Source organism: Deinococcus misasensis DSM 22328, assembly GCF_000745915.1.
Classification (GTDB): Bacteria; Deinococcota; Deinococci; order Deinococcales; family Deinococcaceae; genus Deinococcus_C; species Deinococcus_C misasensis.
In genome coordinates this window covers 67,558-80,403 of sequence record NZ_JQKG01000018.1, presented here as the reverse complement: position 1 = coordinate 80,403, position 12,846 = coordinate 67,558, and the positions used below count along the sequence as shown (strand labels likewise).

General features: G+C 56.9%; 27 protein-coding genes. All 27 read left to right on the top strand.

Annotated features, from left to right (window positions below; translation table 11 throughout):
- Positions 1-608 (top strand): EF-Tu C-terminal domain-related protein (locus Q371_RS13435; protein ID WP_034341417.1); only part of this gene is annotated, 608 nt, incomplete at its 5' end.
- Complete coding sequence (gene rpsJ, locus Q371_RS13430; RefSeq protein ID WP_034341414.1) at positions 608-931, top strand: 30S ribosomal protein S10; 324 nt, start codon at positions 608-610, stop codon at positions 929-931. The genes Q371_RS13435 and rpsJ, both read left to right, overlap by 1 nt.
- Positions 928-1,551, top strand: a complete 624-nt coding sequence (gene rplC / locus Q371_RS13425; RefSeq protein WP_034341412.1) for a 50S ribosomal protein L3 — start codon at positions 928-930, stop codon at positions 1,549-1,551. The genes rpsJ and rplC overlap by 4 nt, the downstream gene beginning before the upstream one ends.
- Positions 1,551-2,147 (top strand): 50S ribosomal protein L4, encoded by a 597-nt coding sequence (gene rplD, locus Q371_RS13420; RefSeq protein WP_034341410.1) that lies wholly within the window; start codon positions 1,551-1,553, stop codon positions 2,145-2,147. The genes rplC and rplD overlap by 1 nt, the downstream gene beginning before the upstream one ends.
- Complete coding sequence (locus Q371_RS13415) at positions 2,144-2,431, top strand: 50S ribosomal protein L23 (RefSeq protein ID WP_034341408.1); 288 nt, start codon at positions 2,144-2,146, stop codon at positions 2,429-2,431. The genes rplD and Q371_RS13415 overlap by 4 nt, the downstream gene beginning before the upstream one ends.
- A gap of 11 nt (positions 2,432-2,442) precedes the next feature.
- Positions 2,443-3,270 carry a 50S ribosomal protein L2 gene (gene rplB / locus Q371_RS13410; RefSeq protein WP_034341406.1) on the top strand — a complete coding sequence of 276 codons (828 nt, stop codon included), beginning with the start codon at positions 2,443-2,445 and terminating at the stop codon, positions 3,268-3,270.
- 12 nt (positions 3,271-3,282) lie between these two features.
- A complete protein-coding gene (rpsS, locus tag Q371_RS13405) occupies positions 3,283-3,570 on the top strand; it encodes a 30S ribosomal protein S19 (RefSeq protein WP_034341404.1) in 288 nt (95 codons plus the stop codon).
- A 9-nt stretch (positions 3,571-3,579) separates the two neighbouring features.
- Positions 3,580-3,918 carry a 50S ribosomal protein L22 gene (rplV, locus tag Q371_RS13400; protein WP_034341402.1) on the top strand — a complete coding sequence of 113 codons (339 nt, stop codon included), beginning with the start codon at positions 3,580-3,582 and terminating at the stop codon, positions 3,916-3,918.
- On the top strand, positions 3,911-4,651 hold the full coding sequence (gene rpsC / locus Q371_RS13395) for a 30S ribosomal protein S3 (protein ID WP_034341400.1): 741 nt from the start codon (positions 3,911-3,913) through the stop codon (positions 4,649-4,651). Before rplV ends, rpsC begins: the two co-directional genes overlap by 8 nt.
- The gene (gene rplP / locus Q371_RS13390; RefSeq protein WP_034341398.1) at positions 4,651-5,076 is read left to right on the top strand and encodes a 50S ribosomal protein L16; all 426 of its coding nucleotides are present in this window, start codon (positions 4,651-4,653) and stop codon (positions 5,074-5,076) included. The genes rpsC and rplP overlap by 1 nt, the downstream gene beginning before the upstream one ends.
- The gene (rpmC, locus tag Q371_RS13385; protein WP_034341396.1) at positions 5,063-5,254 is read left to right on the top strand and encodes a 50S ribosomal protein L29; all 192 of its coding nucleotides are present in this window, start codon (positions 5,063-5,065) and stop codon (positions 5,252-5,254) included. Before rplP ends, rpmC begins: the two co-directional genes overlap by 14 nt.
- Positions 5,255-5,266: 12 nt before the next feature.
- Positions 5,267-5,521 carry a 30S ribosomal protein S17 gene (gene rpsQ, locus Q371_RS13380; RefSeq protein WP_034341395.1) on the top strand — a complete coding sequence of 85 codons (255 nt, stop codon included), beginning with the start codon at positions 5,267-5,269 and terminating at the stop codon, positions 5,519-5,521.
- The gene (rplN, locus tag Q371_RS13375) at positions 5,518-5,922 is read left to right on the top strand and encodes a 50S ribosomal protein L14 (RefSeq protein ID WP_034341394.1); all 405 of its coding nucleotides are present in this window, start codon (positions 5,518-5,520) and stop codon (positions 5,920-5,922) included. The genes rpsQ and rplN overlap by 4 nt, the downstream gene beginning before the upstream one ends.
- Positions 5,922-6,236 carry a 50S ribosomal protein L24 gene (rplX, locus tag Q371_RS13370; protein WP_034341393.1) on the top strand — a complete coding sequence of 105 codons (315 nt, stop codon included), beginning with the start codon at positions 5,922-5,924 and terminating at the stop codon, positions 6,234-6,236. The genes rplN and rplX overlap by 1 nt, the downstream gene beginning before the upstream one ends.
- Before the next feature lie 10 nt (positions 6,237-6,246).
- Positions 6,247-6,786 carry a 50S ribosomal protein L5 gene (rplE, locus tag Q371_RS13365; RefSeq protein WP_034341391.1) on the top strand — a complete coding sequence of 180 codons (540 nt, stop codon included), beginning with the start codon at positions 6,247-6,249 and terminating at the stop codon, positions 6,784-6,786.
- A 10-nt stretch (positions 6,787-6,796) separates the two neighbouring features.
- The gene (locus tag Q371_RS13360; RefSeq protein WP_051964318.1) at positions 6,797-6,979 is read left to right on the top strand and encodes a type Z 30S ribosomal protein S14; all 183 of its coding nucleotides are present in this window, start codon (positions 6,797-6,799) and stop codon (positions 6,977-6,979) included.
- Between the two features lie 125 nt (positions 6,980-7,104).
- Positions 7,105-7,500: a 30S ribosomal protein S8 gene (rpsH, locus tag Q371_RS13355; protein ID WP_034341389.1), complete on the top strand. Its 396-nt coding sequence runs from the start codon at positions 7,105-7,107 to the stop codon at positions 7,498-7,500.
- 14 nt (positions 7,501-7,514) lie between these two features.
- Positions 7,515-8,072 (top strand): 50S ribosomal protein L6, encoded by a 558-nt coding sequence (gene rplF, locus Q371_RS13350; protein ID WP_034341388.1) that lies wholly within the window; start codon positions 7,515-7,517, stop codon positions 8,070-8,072.
- Positions 8,072-8,413 (top strand): 50S ribosomal protein L18, encoded by a 342-nt coding sequence (gene rplR, locus Q371_RS13345; protein ID WP_034341386.1) that lies wholly within the window; start codon positions 8,072-8,074, stop codon positions 8,411-8,413. The genes rplF and rplR overlap by 1 nt, the downstream gene beginning before the upstream one ends.
- Positions 8,403-8,903, top strand: coding sequence for a 30S ribosomal protein S5 (gene rpsE / locus Q371_RS13340; RefSeq protein ID WP_034341456.1), 501 nt, complete (start codon positions 8,403-8,405; stop codon positions 8,901-8,903). Before rplR ends, rpsE begins: the two co-directional genes overlap by 11 nt.
- On the top strand, positions 8,900-9,067 hold the full coding sequence (gene rpmD, locus Q371_RS13335; RefSeq protein ID WP_034341384.1) for a 50S ribosomal protein L30: 168 nt from the start codon (positions 8,900-8,902) through the stop codon (positions 9,065-9,067). Before rpsE ends, rpmD begins: the two co-directional genes overlap by 4 nt.
- Positions 9,064-9,507 carry a 50S ribosomal protein L15 gene (rplO, locus tag Q371_RS13330; protein ID WP_034341383.1) on the top strand — a complete coding sequence of 148 codons (444 nt, stop codon included), beginning with the start codon at positions 9,064-9,066 and terminating at the stop codon, positions 9,505-9,507. Before rpmD ends, rplO begins: the two co-directional genes overlap by 4 nt.
- Complete coding sequence (secY, locus tag Q371_RS13325; protein ID WP_034341382.1) at positions 9,507-10,829, top strand: preprotein translocase subunit SecY; 1,323 nt, start codon at positions 9,507-9,509, stop codon at positions 10,827-10,829. Before rplO ends, secY begins: the two co-directional genes overlap by 1 nt.
- Before the next feature lie 216 nt (positions 10,830-11,045).
- On the top strand, positions 11,046-11,615 hold the full coding sequence (locus Q371_RS13320) for an adenylate kinase (protein WP_034341380.1): 570 nt from the start codon (positions 11,046-11,048) through the stop codon (positions 11,613-11,615).
- Positions 11,616-11,898: 283 nt separating this feature from the next.
- Complete coding sequence (gene infA, locus Q371_RS13315; protein ID WP_034341455.1) at positions 11,899-12,141, top strand: translation initiation factor IF-1; 243 nt, start codon at positions 11,899-11,901, stop codon at positions 12,139-12,141.
- 190 nt (positions 12,142-12,331) lie between these two features.
- Positions 12,332-12,445: a 50S ribosomal protein L36 gene (rpmJ, locus tag Q371_RS13310; RefSeq protein WP_034341378.1), complete on the top strand. Its 114-nt coding sequence runs from the start codon at positions 12,332-12,334 to the stop codon at positions 12,443-12,445.
- Between the two features lie 8 nt (positions 12,446-12,453).
- The gene (gene rpsM / locus Q371_RS13305; RefSeq protein ID WP_034341376.1) at positions 12,454-12,834 is read left to right on the top strand and encodes a 30S ribosomal protein S13; all 381 of its coding nucleotides are present in this window, start codon (positions 12,454-12,456) and stop codon (positions 12,832-12,834) included.
- The last annotated feature ends 12 nt before the right edge of the window (positions 12,835-12,846 follow it).

The window sequence follows — 12,846 nt, the reverse complement described above, 5'->3', positions numbered from 1 at the left end:
TCGACGCCGTCGACAGCTACATCCCCACCCCCGAGCGTGCCGTGGACAAACCCTTCCTGATGCCCGTGGAAGACGTGTTCACCATCACTGGTCGTGGCACTGTGGCCACCGGCCGTGTGGAGCGCGGAATCTGCAAAGTGGGCGACGAAGTGGAAATCGTGGGTCTGCGTGACACCAAGAAAACCACCGTCACCGGCGTGGAAATGCACCGCAAGCTGCTCGATCAGGGCATCGCAGGCGACAACGTTGGCGTGCTGCTGCGTGGTGTGGCCCGTGATGACATCGAGCGTGGTCAAGTGCTGGCCAAGCCCGGCTCCATCAAGCCCCACACCAAGTTCCTGGGCAGCGTGTACATCCTGTCCAAAGAGGAAGGTGGCCGTCACAGCGCTTTCTTCGGTGGTTACCGTCCCCAGTTCTACTTCCGCACCACCGACGTGACCGGCGTGATTTCCTTGCCCGAGGGTGTGGAAATGGTGATGCCTGGTGACAACATCGAGCTGACCGTGGACCTGATCAAACCGATCGCCATGGAAGAAGGTCTGCGTTTCGCCATCCGCGAAGGTGGCCGTACCGTCGGCGCCGGCGTGGTTTCCAAGGTGCTTGAATAATGGTGGCTCCCAAGATTCGCATCAAACTGCGTGGCTTTGATCACAGAACCCTGGATCAGAGTGCTGCCAAAATTGTGGACACCGTGCGCCGCACGGGTGCCAAGGTGAGCGGACCCATTCCCCTCCCCACCCGCATCCGCCGTTTCACTGTGATGCGCAGCCCCTTCATCGACAAGGACAGCCGCGAGCACTTTGAAATCCGCACCCACAACCGTCTGGTGGACATTGAGTCCCCCACCAAGAAAACCATCGACAGCCTGATGACCCTTGATCTCCCCACCGGTGTGGACATCGAGATCAAAACCGTGGGTGGTGCACAATGACCAAAGGCATTCTCGGCACCAAAGTCGGGATGACCCAAGTCTGGAAAGGCGACAAGGTCGTTCCCGTCACCGTTGTGCTGGCTGGCCCCTGCCAGATCGTGCAACGCAAAACTGCTGCCACCGATGGCTACAACGCCATTCAAGTCGGTTACGGCGAGCAGAAAGAAAGCCGCCTCAACAAACCCGCTCTGGGCCACCTGAAAAAGAACGGTGCCAGCGCAGTTCGTTACCTCCGCGAATTCCGCGATTTCAACTTCGACGGCGATGTCCTCAAGGCTGACCTGTTCGAGCAAGGCGAAATCGTTGATGTGACCGGCACCTCCAAAGGTCGTGGTACCCAGGGTGTCATGCGTCGCTGGGGCTTCAAAGGCGGTCCTGCCAGCCACGGTTCCAAAAAATGGCACCGTCGTCCTGGTTCCATCGGTCAACGCAAAACCCCCGGTCGCGTTTACAAAGGCAAGCGCATGGCTGGTCACTGGGGCGTGGAGCGCATCACCGTTCAGAACCTCGAGATCATCGAAGTTCGTCCTGATGAGAACCTGATTCTCGTTAAAGGTGGCATCCCCGGTCCCAACGGTGGTCTGGTCATCCTCAAAGCTGCCGCCAAGGGAGGCAAGTAATGAGCCAGATCAAAGTGATCGGCAAAAACGGGGGCCGCGCTCTGGAAGTGGAGTTCCCCGAAGCCAAAGTCGGCATCCTGCACGACGTGGTGACCTGGCAACTCGCCAAGCGCCGCCGTGGCACCGCCAGCACCAAAACCCGCGCTCAAGTGAGCCGCGTGGGCAAGAAAATGTACAGCCAGAAGGGCACCGGTAACGCCCGTCACGGCGATCGCAGCGTTCCCACTTTTGTGGGCGGTGGTGTGGCCTTCGGTCCCAAACCCCGCAGCTATGAGTACACCCTGCCCCGCAAAGTGCGCCAACTCGGTCTGGCCATGGCCCTCGGCGACCGCGCCACCACCGGCAAACTGTTCGCAGTGGACGGATTCGGCGTGGAAGGCAAGACCAAGCAGTTCGTGGCCTGGGTCAAAGAGAACGGCATCGAAGGCAGCATCTTCCTGGTGACTGACGACGTGAACGCCCGCCTCGCCGCCCGCAACCTCCGCAACGTCACTGCTGTGGCTGTGGAAGGCCTGAACGTTTACGACATCCTGCGCCATGACAACCTGGTCATCGACGCTGTGGTGCTCGAACCCGCGAAGGACGGTGAAGAATGAGCCACTTTGACACCATCAAAGCTCCTGTTGTGAGCGAAAAAGCTTTCGCTGGTATCGAGAACGGCGTTTACAGCTTCTGGGTTGATCCCCGCGTTACCAAAGTGGAAATCAAAGCTGCCGTTGAAGCAGTCTTTGGCGTCCAGGTGGACAGCGTCAACACCCAGAACCTGGAAGGTAAAGTCAAGCGTGCTGGCCGTTTCACTGGCAAGCGCATTGACCGCAAGAAAGCAATTGTCAAACTCAAAGAGGGTCAGAAAATCGAAGCCCTCGAGAACCTGGTTTAAGGAGCGCTAGCATGGCAGTTAAGACGTACCGTCCATACACTCCCTCCAGGCGCTTCCTGACCACGGCTGATTTCTCGGGCCTGACCAAAAAGCGCCCTGAGAAGAGCCTGACCACCTCCATTCACAAGTCCGGTGGACGCAACAACCGTGGTCGCATCACCAGCCGTTTCCGCGGCGGTGGCCACAAGCGCCTGTACCGCATCATCGACTTCAAACGCCGTGACAAGGCCGGGGTTCCCGCCAAAGTCGCCAGCGTGGAGTACGATCCCAACCGCAGCGCACGCATCGCCCTCCTGCACTACCTTGACGGCGAAAAGCGCTACATCCTGGCTCCTGAAGGTTTGACCGTGGGCACCACTGTGGTGAGCGGCCCCGAGGCAGAACCCAAAGTCGGCAATGCCCTGCCCCTGCGCTTCATGCCCGTCGGTGCCGTGGTCCACAACGTGGAACTGGTGCCCGGTCGTGGTGGTCAGCTGGCCCGCAGCGCCGGTACGAGCATCCAGATCCAAGGTAAAGAAGGCGACTACGCGATCCTTCGACTGCCCAGCGGCGAACTCCGCCGTGTGCACACCGAGTGCTACGCCACCGTTGGCAGCATCGGCAATGCAGAGCACAAGAACATCGTGATCGGTAAAGCTGGACGCACCCGCTGGCTCGGACGCAAGCCCTATCAGCGTGGATCTTCCATGAACCCTGTGGATCACCCCCACGGTGGTGGTGAAGGTCGCACTGGTGTTGGCCGCACGCCCGTCTCCCCCTGGGGACAGCCTGCCAAAGGTCTCAAGACCCGCAAGCGTCGCAAGAACAGCAGCCGCTTCATCGTCGCTCGCCGGAAGTAATAAGGAGCCTGCATGCCTCGTAGCCTGAAAAAAGGACCGTTCGTTGATGGCCACCTGCTGGACAAAGTGGACGCCCTCAACAACAGCAACAGAAAACAAGTGATCAAAACCTGGAGCCGCCGCTCCACCATCGTTCCTGAGATGATCGGACACACCCTTGCTGTGTACAACGGCAAGCAACACATCCCCGTCTACGTGAACGAGCAAATGATTGGTCACAAACTCGGCGAGTTCGCCCCCACCCGCAACTACCGCGGTCACGGCGACGACAAGAACTCGAAATCCAGCAAGAAGAAGTAAGGAGGAGCCATGCAAAGCAAAGCCATTGCCAGATACATTCGCATCGCTCCGCGCAAAGTGCGCCTTGTCGTTGATGCCATTCGCGGCAAGTCCGTGAGCGAAGCTGAAGACCTGCTGCGCTTCATTCCGCGCGGTGCGTCCGATCCCGTGCTCAAAGTGCTGAAAAGCGCCAAAGCCAACGCAGTGAACAACTTCGACCTGATCGAAGACCGTCTCTACGTTGCCCAAACCTTCGTCAACGAAGGACCCACCCTCAAGCGCATCCTCCCCCGTGCTCGTGGTCGTGGTGACATTCTTAAGAAGCGCACCAGCCACATCACCATCATTCTGGAGGAACGCAATGGGTAACAAAATCAACCCCAACGGGCTGCGTCTGGGCATCACCAAAGACTGGAACAGCCGCTGGTACGCTTCCAAAAAGGATTACAAAAAGCTTCTGAAGGAAGACGAAGTGATCCGTGCTCTGGTCACCAAGAAGCTGGCCAACGCTGGTGTGGCCCGTGTTGAAATCGAGCGCGCCGGTCAGCAAGTCAGCGTGACCATCAGTGCTGCCAAACCCGGCGTCGTGATCGGCAAAGGTGGCGAAGCCATCAAAGCCCTCCGTCAGGACATCGAGCGTCTGGTTTCCGCCGGCACCGTGGCCGTGAATGTGGCAGAAGTGGGCAACCCCAACCTGTCCGCTCCCCTCGTGGCCCTGCGCATCGCTGAACAAATCGAGCGTCGTTTTGCCTTCCGTCGCGCCATGAAGCAAGCTGCCCAGCGCGTGATGGAATCTGGCGCCCGTGGTGTGAAAGTGATCCTCGGTGGTCGTCTCGGTGGTGCTGAACAGGCCCGCGTCGAGAAAGTGCTGGAAGGCCGCGTGCCCCTCCACACCCTCCGCGCCGACATCGACTACGGAACCGCTCTGGCCAAAACCACCTACGGCATCATCGGCGTCAAAGTCCTGGTGTTCAACGGTGAAGTGATTGGCAACCGTGGTGAAGTGCGTCCTGCACCCCAACCCAAACCCCAGCGTGGCAACGAAGATCGCGCACAACGTCGCCGTCCCACTGCCCGCCGTCGTAAAGAAGGAGGCGAGTAATGCTTCTTCCCAAGCGTACCAAGTACCGCAAAATGTTCCGCGGACGCATGACCGGTGCAACCAAGGGCGGCGAGTATGTGGCCTTCGGTGATTTCGGTCTGGTGGCTCAAGAGCCTGCATGGATCAAATCCAACCAGATTGAAGCCTGCCGTATCGTGATGAGCCGTTACTTCCGCCGTGGTGGTAAAATCTACATCCGCATTTTCCCGGACAAGCCCATCACCAAAAAGCCTGCCGAAACCCGAATGGGTAAAGGTAAAGGTGCGGTAGAATACTGGGTGGCTGTCGTGAAGCCTGGCCGCGTGATGTTCGAAGTCGCCAACGTGACCGAAGAGCAGGCCCGTGAAGCCTTCCGTCTGGCTGGACACAAACTGCCCATCAAGACCAAGATGGTCAAACGCGAGGTTTACGATGAAGCTCAGTGAAATTCGCCAACTGAAGCCCGCTGAAATCGTGCAGGAAGTCGAAAACCGCAAAAAAGAGTTGATGGAACTGCGTTTCCAGAACTCTGTCGGTCAACTCGCCAACCCTGCTCGCATTCGCGAACTCAAGCGCGAAGTCGCCCAACTGCTGACCGTTAGCACGGAAAGCAAAGGCAAGTAAGGGAGATTAGGGATGCCCAAGAAAGTGCTCCAAGGTATCGTTGTCAGCGACAAAGCGGACAAGACGGTCACCGTGAAGGTTGAACGCAGGTTCAAACACCCCCTTTACGGTAAAGTCGTGACCCGTTCCAAGAAGTACGCTGCCCACGATGAGACAAACGAATACCACACCGGTGACATCGTTGAGATCATCAACGTCCGTCCCATTTCCAAGACCAAAACCTGGAAAGTGACCAAACTGGTTGAACGCGCCAGAGGTGAAGCATGATCATGCCTCAAACGCGACTCGACGTCGCAGACAACAGCGGTGCCCGTGAAATCATGTGCATCCGTGTTCTGAACAACGGCATCGGCGCCAAGGGCCTGACCACCGGTGGTGGCGGTAACAAACGCTACGCTGCTGTGGGCGACATCATCATTGCCAGCGTCAAAGAGTCCTCCCCCAAGGGCAACGTGAAAGCCGGTGACGTGGTCAAGGCTGTTGTGGTTCGCACCACCAAAGCCATCCAGCGTCCCGACGGAAGCGTCATTCGCTTTGACAAGAACGCTGCCGTGATCATCAACAACCAGGGTGAACCCCGTGGTACCCGCGTTTTCGGGCCTGTGGCTCGCGAACTGCGTGACCGCAAGTTCATGAAGATCATCTCCCTGGCTCCGGAGGTGCTCTAATGGGTCTGCACGTGAAGAAAGGCGACCTCGTTTACGTCGCCAGCGGTAAAGACAAAGGAAAAACCGGTAAGGTTCTCCTGGCCCTGCCCAGCGAAAACAAAGTGGTTGTGGAAGGCGTCAACGTGGTGAAAAAGCACGTCAAAGCCAACGCCAACAACCCCCAAGGTGGCATCGAAGAGCGCGAAGCTGCACTGCACGCTTCCAAAGTTCGCATCGTTGACCCCGAGACCGGCAAGCCCACCCGCACTCGTAAGCAAGTCGTGGACGGTAAAAAAGTCCGCGTGGCCACGAAGAGCGGCAAAGTGATCGACTGAGGTTAATGCTGTGGACGCTCTGAAGAAAAAATACTACGACGAGGTGCGCGCCCAACTGCAACAGGAGTTTGGCTACGCCAGCATCATGCAGGTGCCCCGCATCCAGAAAATCGTCCTGAACCAGGGTCTGGGTTCCAGCAAAGAGGACTCCAAAGTCATCGACAAAGCTGCCAGCCAACTCGCCATCATTGCCCTTCAAAAGCCTGTGATCACCAAGGCCAAGAAGAGCGTGTCCAACTTCAAACTCCGTCAGGGCATGCCCATCGGATTGAAAGTGACCCTGCGCGGCCAGCGCATGTACACCTTCCTGGAAAAGCTGATCAACGTCGGCCTTCCCCGCATCCGTGACTTCAAAGGCGTGAACCCCAACAGCTTTGACGGACGCGGCAACTACAACCTTGGTGTGAAAGAACAATTGATCTTTCCCGAGATCACCTATGATATGGTGGATGCCGTGCGCGGTATGGACATCACCATCGTGACCGACGCTCGCACCGACGAAGAGGCCCGTGCTCTGCTCAAAGCGCTCGGCGTTCCCTTCCGGAAGTAAGGTGGATTGAATGGCTAACAAAGGCAAAACCATTTCCCACAACAGCAAGAAGTTCGCTGTGCAGAACTACAGTCGCTGCCAGCGTTGCGGCCGCGCCCGTGGATACTACCGTTTCTTCGGTCTGTGCCGCATCTGCTTGCGTGAAATGGCCCACCGTGGCGAACTGCCCGGTGTGAAAAAGTCCAGCTGGTAAGAGGCTTTGGATACAGCCGGAGCGTTTTGTTCCGGGACTGTCTAAGGACCTTTCGAGAAAACAAGAATTCGCTTTGGGGACAACCCTTGGATTTAAGGGTTGCCCCACCCTGAAAAGGATAAGAAATGCTGAGCGATCCTATTGCAGATATGCTGACGCGCATTCGGAATGCGACGCGCACATATAAGGACAGCGTGGATGTGCCTGCCTCCAAGTTCAAGGAGCAAATCGCCAAGATTTTGGTGAAAGAAGGCTACCTCGCGAGTTACGAGCGCGTTAACGAAGGCAAGTTTGATGTGTTGCGCATCCAACTGAAGTACGGACACAAGCGTGAGCAAGTGATCAAGCACATTGAGCGCATCTCCCGCCCTGGCCGTCGTGCTTACGTCAGCCACGAAGACCTGCCCCGCATCCACAAGGGTCTGGGTTTAGCCGTTGTTTCCACCTCCAAAGGTCTGCTTGCCGACCGCGATGCCCGCAAAGAAGGCATCGGCGGCGAAGTGATCTGCGTGGTCTGGTAAGGGGGATCTGAAACATGTCCCGTATTGGTAAACAACCCATCACCGTTCCCTCTGGCGTGCAAGCCAGCGTGAACAACGGTGAATTCAAAGTCAAAGGCCCCAAAGGCGAACTGACTGTTCCTTTCAACAGTGAGCTCACCGTGGCCGTGGACGGCGGCACCATCACCGTGACCCGTCCCAGCGACCAGCCCCGCCACCGCGCCCTGCACGGCCTGACCCGCACTCTGGTCGCCAACGCCGTGAAAGGTGTGAGCGAAGGCTACACCATCAACATGGAACTCAAAGGTGTGGGTTACCGTGCCAAACTGGCCGGCAAAAACATCGAGCTGACCATCGGTTACAGCCACCCTGTGATCATGGAGCCCCCAGCCGGAATCACCTTTGCTGTGCCCGAGCCCACCAAGCTCTCCATCACTGGCATCGACAAGCAACTGGTCGGCCAGACCGCTGCCAACCTGCGCAAAGTGCGTAAACCTGACGTTTACCACGGCAAAGGTGTGCGTTACGCTGGCGAGCAGATCGCTCTCAAAGCCGGTAAGGCTGGGGCCACCGGCGGGAAAGGTAAGAAATAATGTCCGCATTAGATCGTACCCAGCGCCGTAAGTACTCCACCCGCGCCAAGATCAAGCAAGTCTCTGATCGTCCGCGCCTGAGCGTGTTCCGCTCCAGCAAGTACATCTACGCGCAAATCATCGATGACAAGAATGGTGTGACCGTGGCCCAGGCTGCCTCCAAGGCCCTGAACGTGGAAGGCACCAAAACCGACGCTGCTGCAGCAGTGGGTAAAGCCATTGCCGAAGCTGCGCTTGCCAAAGGCGTCAAGCAAGTGGTTTTTGATCGCGGTTCTTACAAGTACCACGGTCGCGTGAAAGCCCTCGCTGATGCTGCAAGGGAGGGTGGCCTTGAGTTTTAATCGTAACAACAACCGCGAACGCGAAACCGGTGAATTCGAAGAAAAGATGATCAGCGTCAACCGCACCGCCAAAACCTACCAGGGTGGTCGCCGTTTCCGCTTCGCTGCTCTCGTTGTCATCGGTGACCGCAATGGTCGCGTCGGGATGGGCATTGGCAAAGCCAAAGAAGTGCCTGTCGCCATCGAGAAAGCCAAAGCAGTTGCTCGCAAGAACATGATCCAGGTTCCTGTGGAAAATGGCACCATCCCCCACGACATCGTGGGCGCCAGCACCACCAGCCGCGTGATCCTGAAGCCCGCAGGTCCTGGTACCGGTGTAATCGCAGGTTCCGTGCCCCGCGCCATTGCCGAGCTGGCTGGCATCACCAACCTGCTCTCCAAGGAACTCGGTTCCAGAAACCAGATCAACGTGGCTTACGCTGTGTTCGATGGTCTCAAGAGCCTGAAGACCAAGAAGCAAGTGGAAGAACTGCGCGGAGGCGCACAATGAAAATCAAACTCGTTCGTAGCACCATCGGACGTCCTGGTGACCAGGTCGCTACCGTGAAGGCTCTCGGCCTGAAAAAAATCGGTGACGAGCGCGAAGTGCCCAACACCGATGCTGTCAAAGGCATGGTCAACAAGGTGAAATTCCTCCTGGAGGTTCAGGAATGAAACTGAGCGACCTCAAACCCACCCCCGGCAGCCGCAAAGACCGCAAACGCGTTGGTCGTGGTCCCGGTGGCACCGACAAAACCAGCGGCCGTGGCCACAAAGGTCAAAAGAGCCGTTCCGGTGCAGGCAAAGGCCACTTCTTCGAAGGTGGACGCAGCAGCCTGCTGAGCCGCCTGCCCAAACGCGGTTTCAGCCACGAAGGCATCGAGTACGCTCTGGTCAACCTGCGTGACCTTGAGCGCTTCGAAGCCGGCAGCACCGTGCAATTCGAAGACTTCATCATCAGTGGTCTGGTGCGCAACGGCAACCGTCCCATCAAACTGCTGGCTGCTGGTGAAGTCACCGGCGCTTACACCCTGCATGTGGACGCTGCTTCCCAGAGCGCCATTGCCAAAATCGAAGCCGCTGGCGGTAAAGTCATCCTCCCCGAGGAGGAGTAATGCTTCGGGCCTTCCGCGACGCATTTCGCATTCCTGAATTGCAGCGGAAGTTCCTGTTCACCTTGCTGTTGCTGGCCATTTACCGCCTGGGGAGCACCATTCCCACCCCAGGCGTGGACCACACAAGAATTGCAGAGGCTGCCGGCAGTGCTGGCAGCCTTCTGAGCTTGATCAGCAACATCTCGGGGGGGAACCTCTCGCAGTTCAGCATTTTTGCACTGGGGGTGCTGCCTTACATCACCGCCAGCATCATCATGCAAATTTTGACCACCTCCATCCCTGCTCTGGAAAAACTCCAGAAAGAAGGGGAGGAGGGGCGCAAAGCCATTGCCCAATACACCCGTTATGGGGCCATTGCTCTGGGCGCCATGCAAGCCCTGTTCTTTGCCATTCTGGTGGGTGAAGCCCAAAACGGTGCTTTCCTTGCCTCAGGCTGGGAGCCAGGCTGGATGTTCCGTTTGAATGTGGTCTTGACCCAGGTCGCCGGTATTGCATTCACCCTCTGGATTGGTGAGCGCATCACAGAAGTGGGCATCGGCAACGGGGTCAGCTTGATCATTTTTTCTGGAATTGCGGCCAGCTTCCCCAAAGCCATTTCCGATATCATCACCCTTTACAACGAAGAGGCCATTTCCCTGCTGGGCATTGTTGCATTCTTCTTGGTGATTCTGGCTGTGGTGATTGGCATTGTGCTGGTGTTGCAAGCAGAAAGACGCATTCCTATCCAGTATGCCCGCAAGGAAATTGGTGGAAAGCAGTACGCCAAACAGCAAACCTACTTGCCCATCAAACTGAACGGTGCAGGCGTGATCCCCGTGATCTTCGCCAGTGCTGTGATGACCATTGTGCAGGTGCTGGAACAGGCATTTGGTCAGGACAGTGAAGTGACCCGTTTTCTGGTCAAATACTTCGCTCTGAACACACCCACGGGAATTGCTCTGGATGTTTTGCTGGTGGTGGGATTCACCTTCCTTTACAACAGCATTCAGTTTGATCCCAAGCGCATTGCTGAAAACCTCCGTGAGAGCGGCGGATTCATTCCCAGCGTGCGTCCAGGTGTGGCCACTGCCGAGTACCTGAGTTTCATTTCCACCCGCATCACCCTCTGGGGAGCCATCTTCCTAGGGATTCTGGTGCTGGTACCTCAGGTCCTTCAAGCCACTTCAGGCATCAGTGGTTCGACTGTGTTCGTCTTCTCCGGCACAGGTCTGTTGATTCTGGTTGGTGTGGCTCTGGACACCCTCAAACAGGTGGAAGCCCAACTCACGCTGCGCAGCTACGATGGATTCATTTCCAAAGGCCGCCTGCGGGGAAGGCTGTAAACGCCAGATGCTTTTGAAAGAGAACCCCCTGAGGGTTCTCTTTTTCTTTGATGCAGCCTGCTTTTGTCACAACGCAAAGAGTTACAGGGATCTGTCTTCCCGTATGACCAGCGCTGGATGCAAAAGCACAACTGCGCGTTAGAATAGGGCCTATTAAAGTGTTGCGATGAATGCCTTAAAAACTTGCATTTTCATGGCAGCACTGGGAGGAGAAACATGAAGTCCAACAAAGTGATCATTTTCCTGGGGCCTCCCGGGGCAGGGAAGGGCACCCAGGCCATCCGTCTGGCTGCCGAACAGGACCTGCTGCAGATTTCCACTGGAGACATCCTGCGTGACCATGTCGCCCGCAAAACCGAACTCGGGCAACAGGTGGCTCCCATTCTGGCGGCGGGTCAACTGGTGCCGGATCAGATCCTGATTGCCCTGATCCGCGACAAACTGGCCAGCATGGAAAAAATCCGGGTGATTTTTGACGGTTTCCCCAGAACCAGAGCACAGGCCGAAGGTCTGGACATGCTGCTGGAAGAACTGGGAGCCCCCATTCACTCTGTGCCCCTCTTGGAAGTTCCAGATGAAGAACTGATTGCCCGCATTGTGGAACGGGGCAAAACCTCTGGCCGCTCTGACGACACCGAAGAAACCGCCCGTGCCCGTCAGGAGGTCTACCACACCAACACCAAACCCTTGGTGGACTACTACGCTGCCCGTGGGGTTCTCAAGCGTGTGGATGGCATTGGGAACATGGATGAGGTTTATCAGCGGATTGTGCAAGCTGTAGAGTGAAGGCCGAGAGCCCAGAGCCTGGGGCCGAGAGCAGAAGGCAGGGAGCAACCCACTTGTCATCCCTGTGCAATGACCTCAGGCCAAAGCTGAAGCTTAAAAGCAATGCCCTTGGCTCTCGGCCCTAGGCGTGGCGATGGAACATCGCCACTTCCCCTTGCAAAAAACACCTTTTGGTGGTACTCTTTTCTTTGGCTTGTTTTTTACAAGCCTTTTTAACGTGCGAAAGACGTAAGGCTGTAAAGACAAGACCCGATGACCCGGAGGACGCGTGGCGAAAAGACCAATCAAAGAAAATCGAGGAAAAAGCGAGAAGAAGCAAGACGACACCATTCGTGCAGAGGGCGTGATTCTGGAAGCCCTGCCGAACACCACGTTCAAAGTTCAACTCGACTCTGGACACGAGATCCTGGCTTACATCAGCGGAAAAATGAGAATTCACTACATCCGCATTTTGCCTGGAGATCGGGTCGTCCTCGAAATTTCGCCCTACGACCCCACTCGGGGCCGCATCGTTTACCGCAAGTAAGTCACTAACTGGCTGTAAAGCCATGAAGTGATATCTCTCTTTGACCCTGATCACAGGCCTTCTGGACTGTGACGAGACCAGAGAGGGGTGGAGCGCCAGCTGAGGCACTTTCACTTCGTTCAGAAAAGTTGGGTTTTTCCCACGGAACGGTCAAGTGAGAACTGCAGGAGGCGGCGCGAAGGAGAAAGACATGAAGGTTCAGACTTCCGTCAAGAAGATGTGCGACAAATGCAAAGTCATTCGTCGCCACGGCCGCGTTTTCGTGATCTGCGAAAACGTCAAGCACAAGCAGCGTCAAGGGTAAGGTGAATCATGGCTCGTATTGCAGGTGTTGATATCCCACGTGAAAAGCGCATTGAAATTGCGCTCACCTACATCTTCGGCATTGGTCTCACCCGTTCCCGCGAAGTTCTGGGACGCACTGGCGTCAACCCCGACACCCGCGTGAAGAACCTGACCGAAGCAGAAATCGCCAAGCTCCGCGAAGACATCGAGAAGACCTACAAGGTCGAAGGTGACCTCAAGAGCGAAATCGGTCAGAACATCAAGCGTCTGATGGACATCGGTGCCTACCGTGGCCTCCGTCACCGCCGTGGCCTTCCCGTGCGTGGTCAACGTACCAAGACCAACGCACGCACCCGTAAAGGTCCCCGCAAGACCGTTGCAGGTAAGAAGAAAGCCGCGCGGAAGTAAGGGTGAATTGAA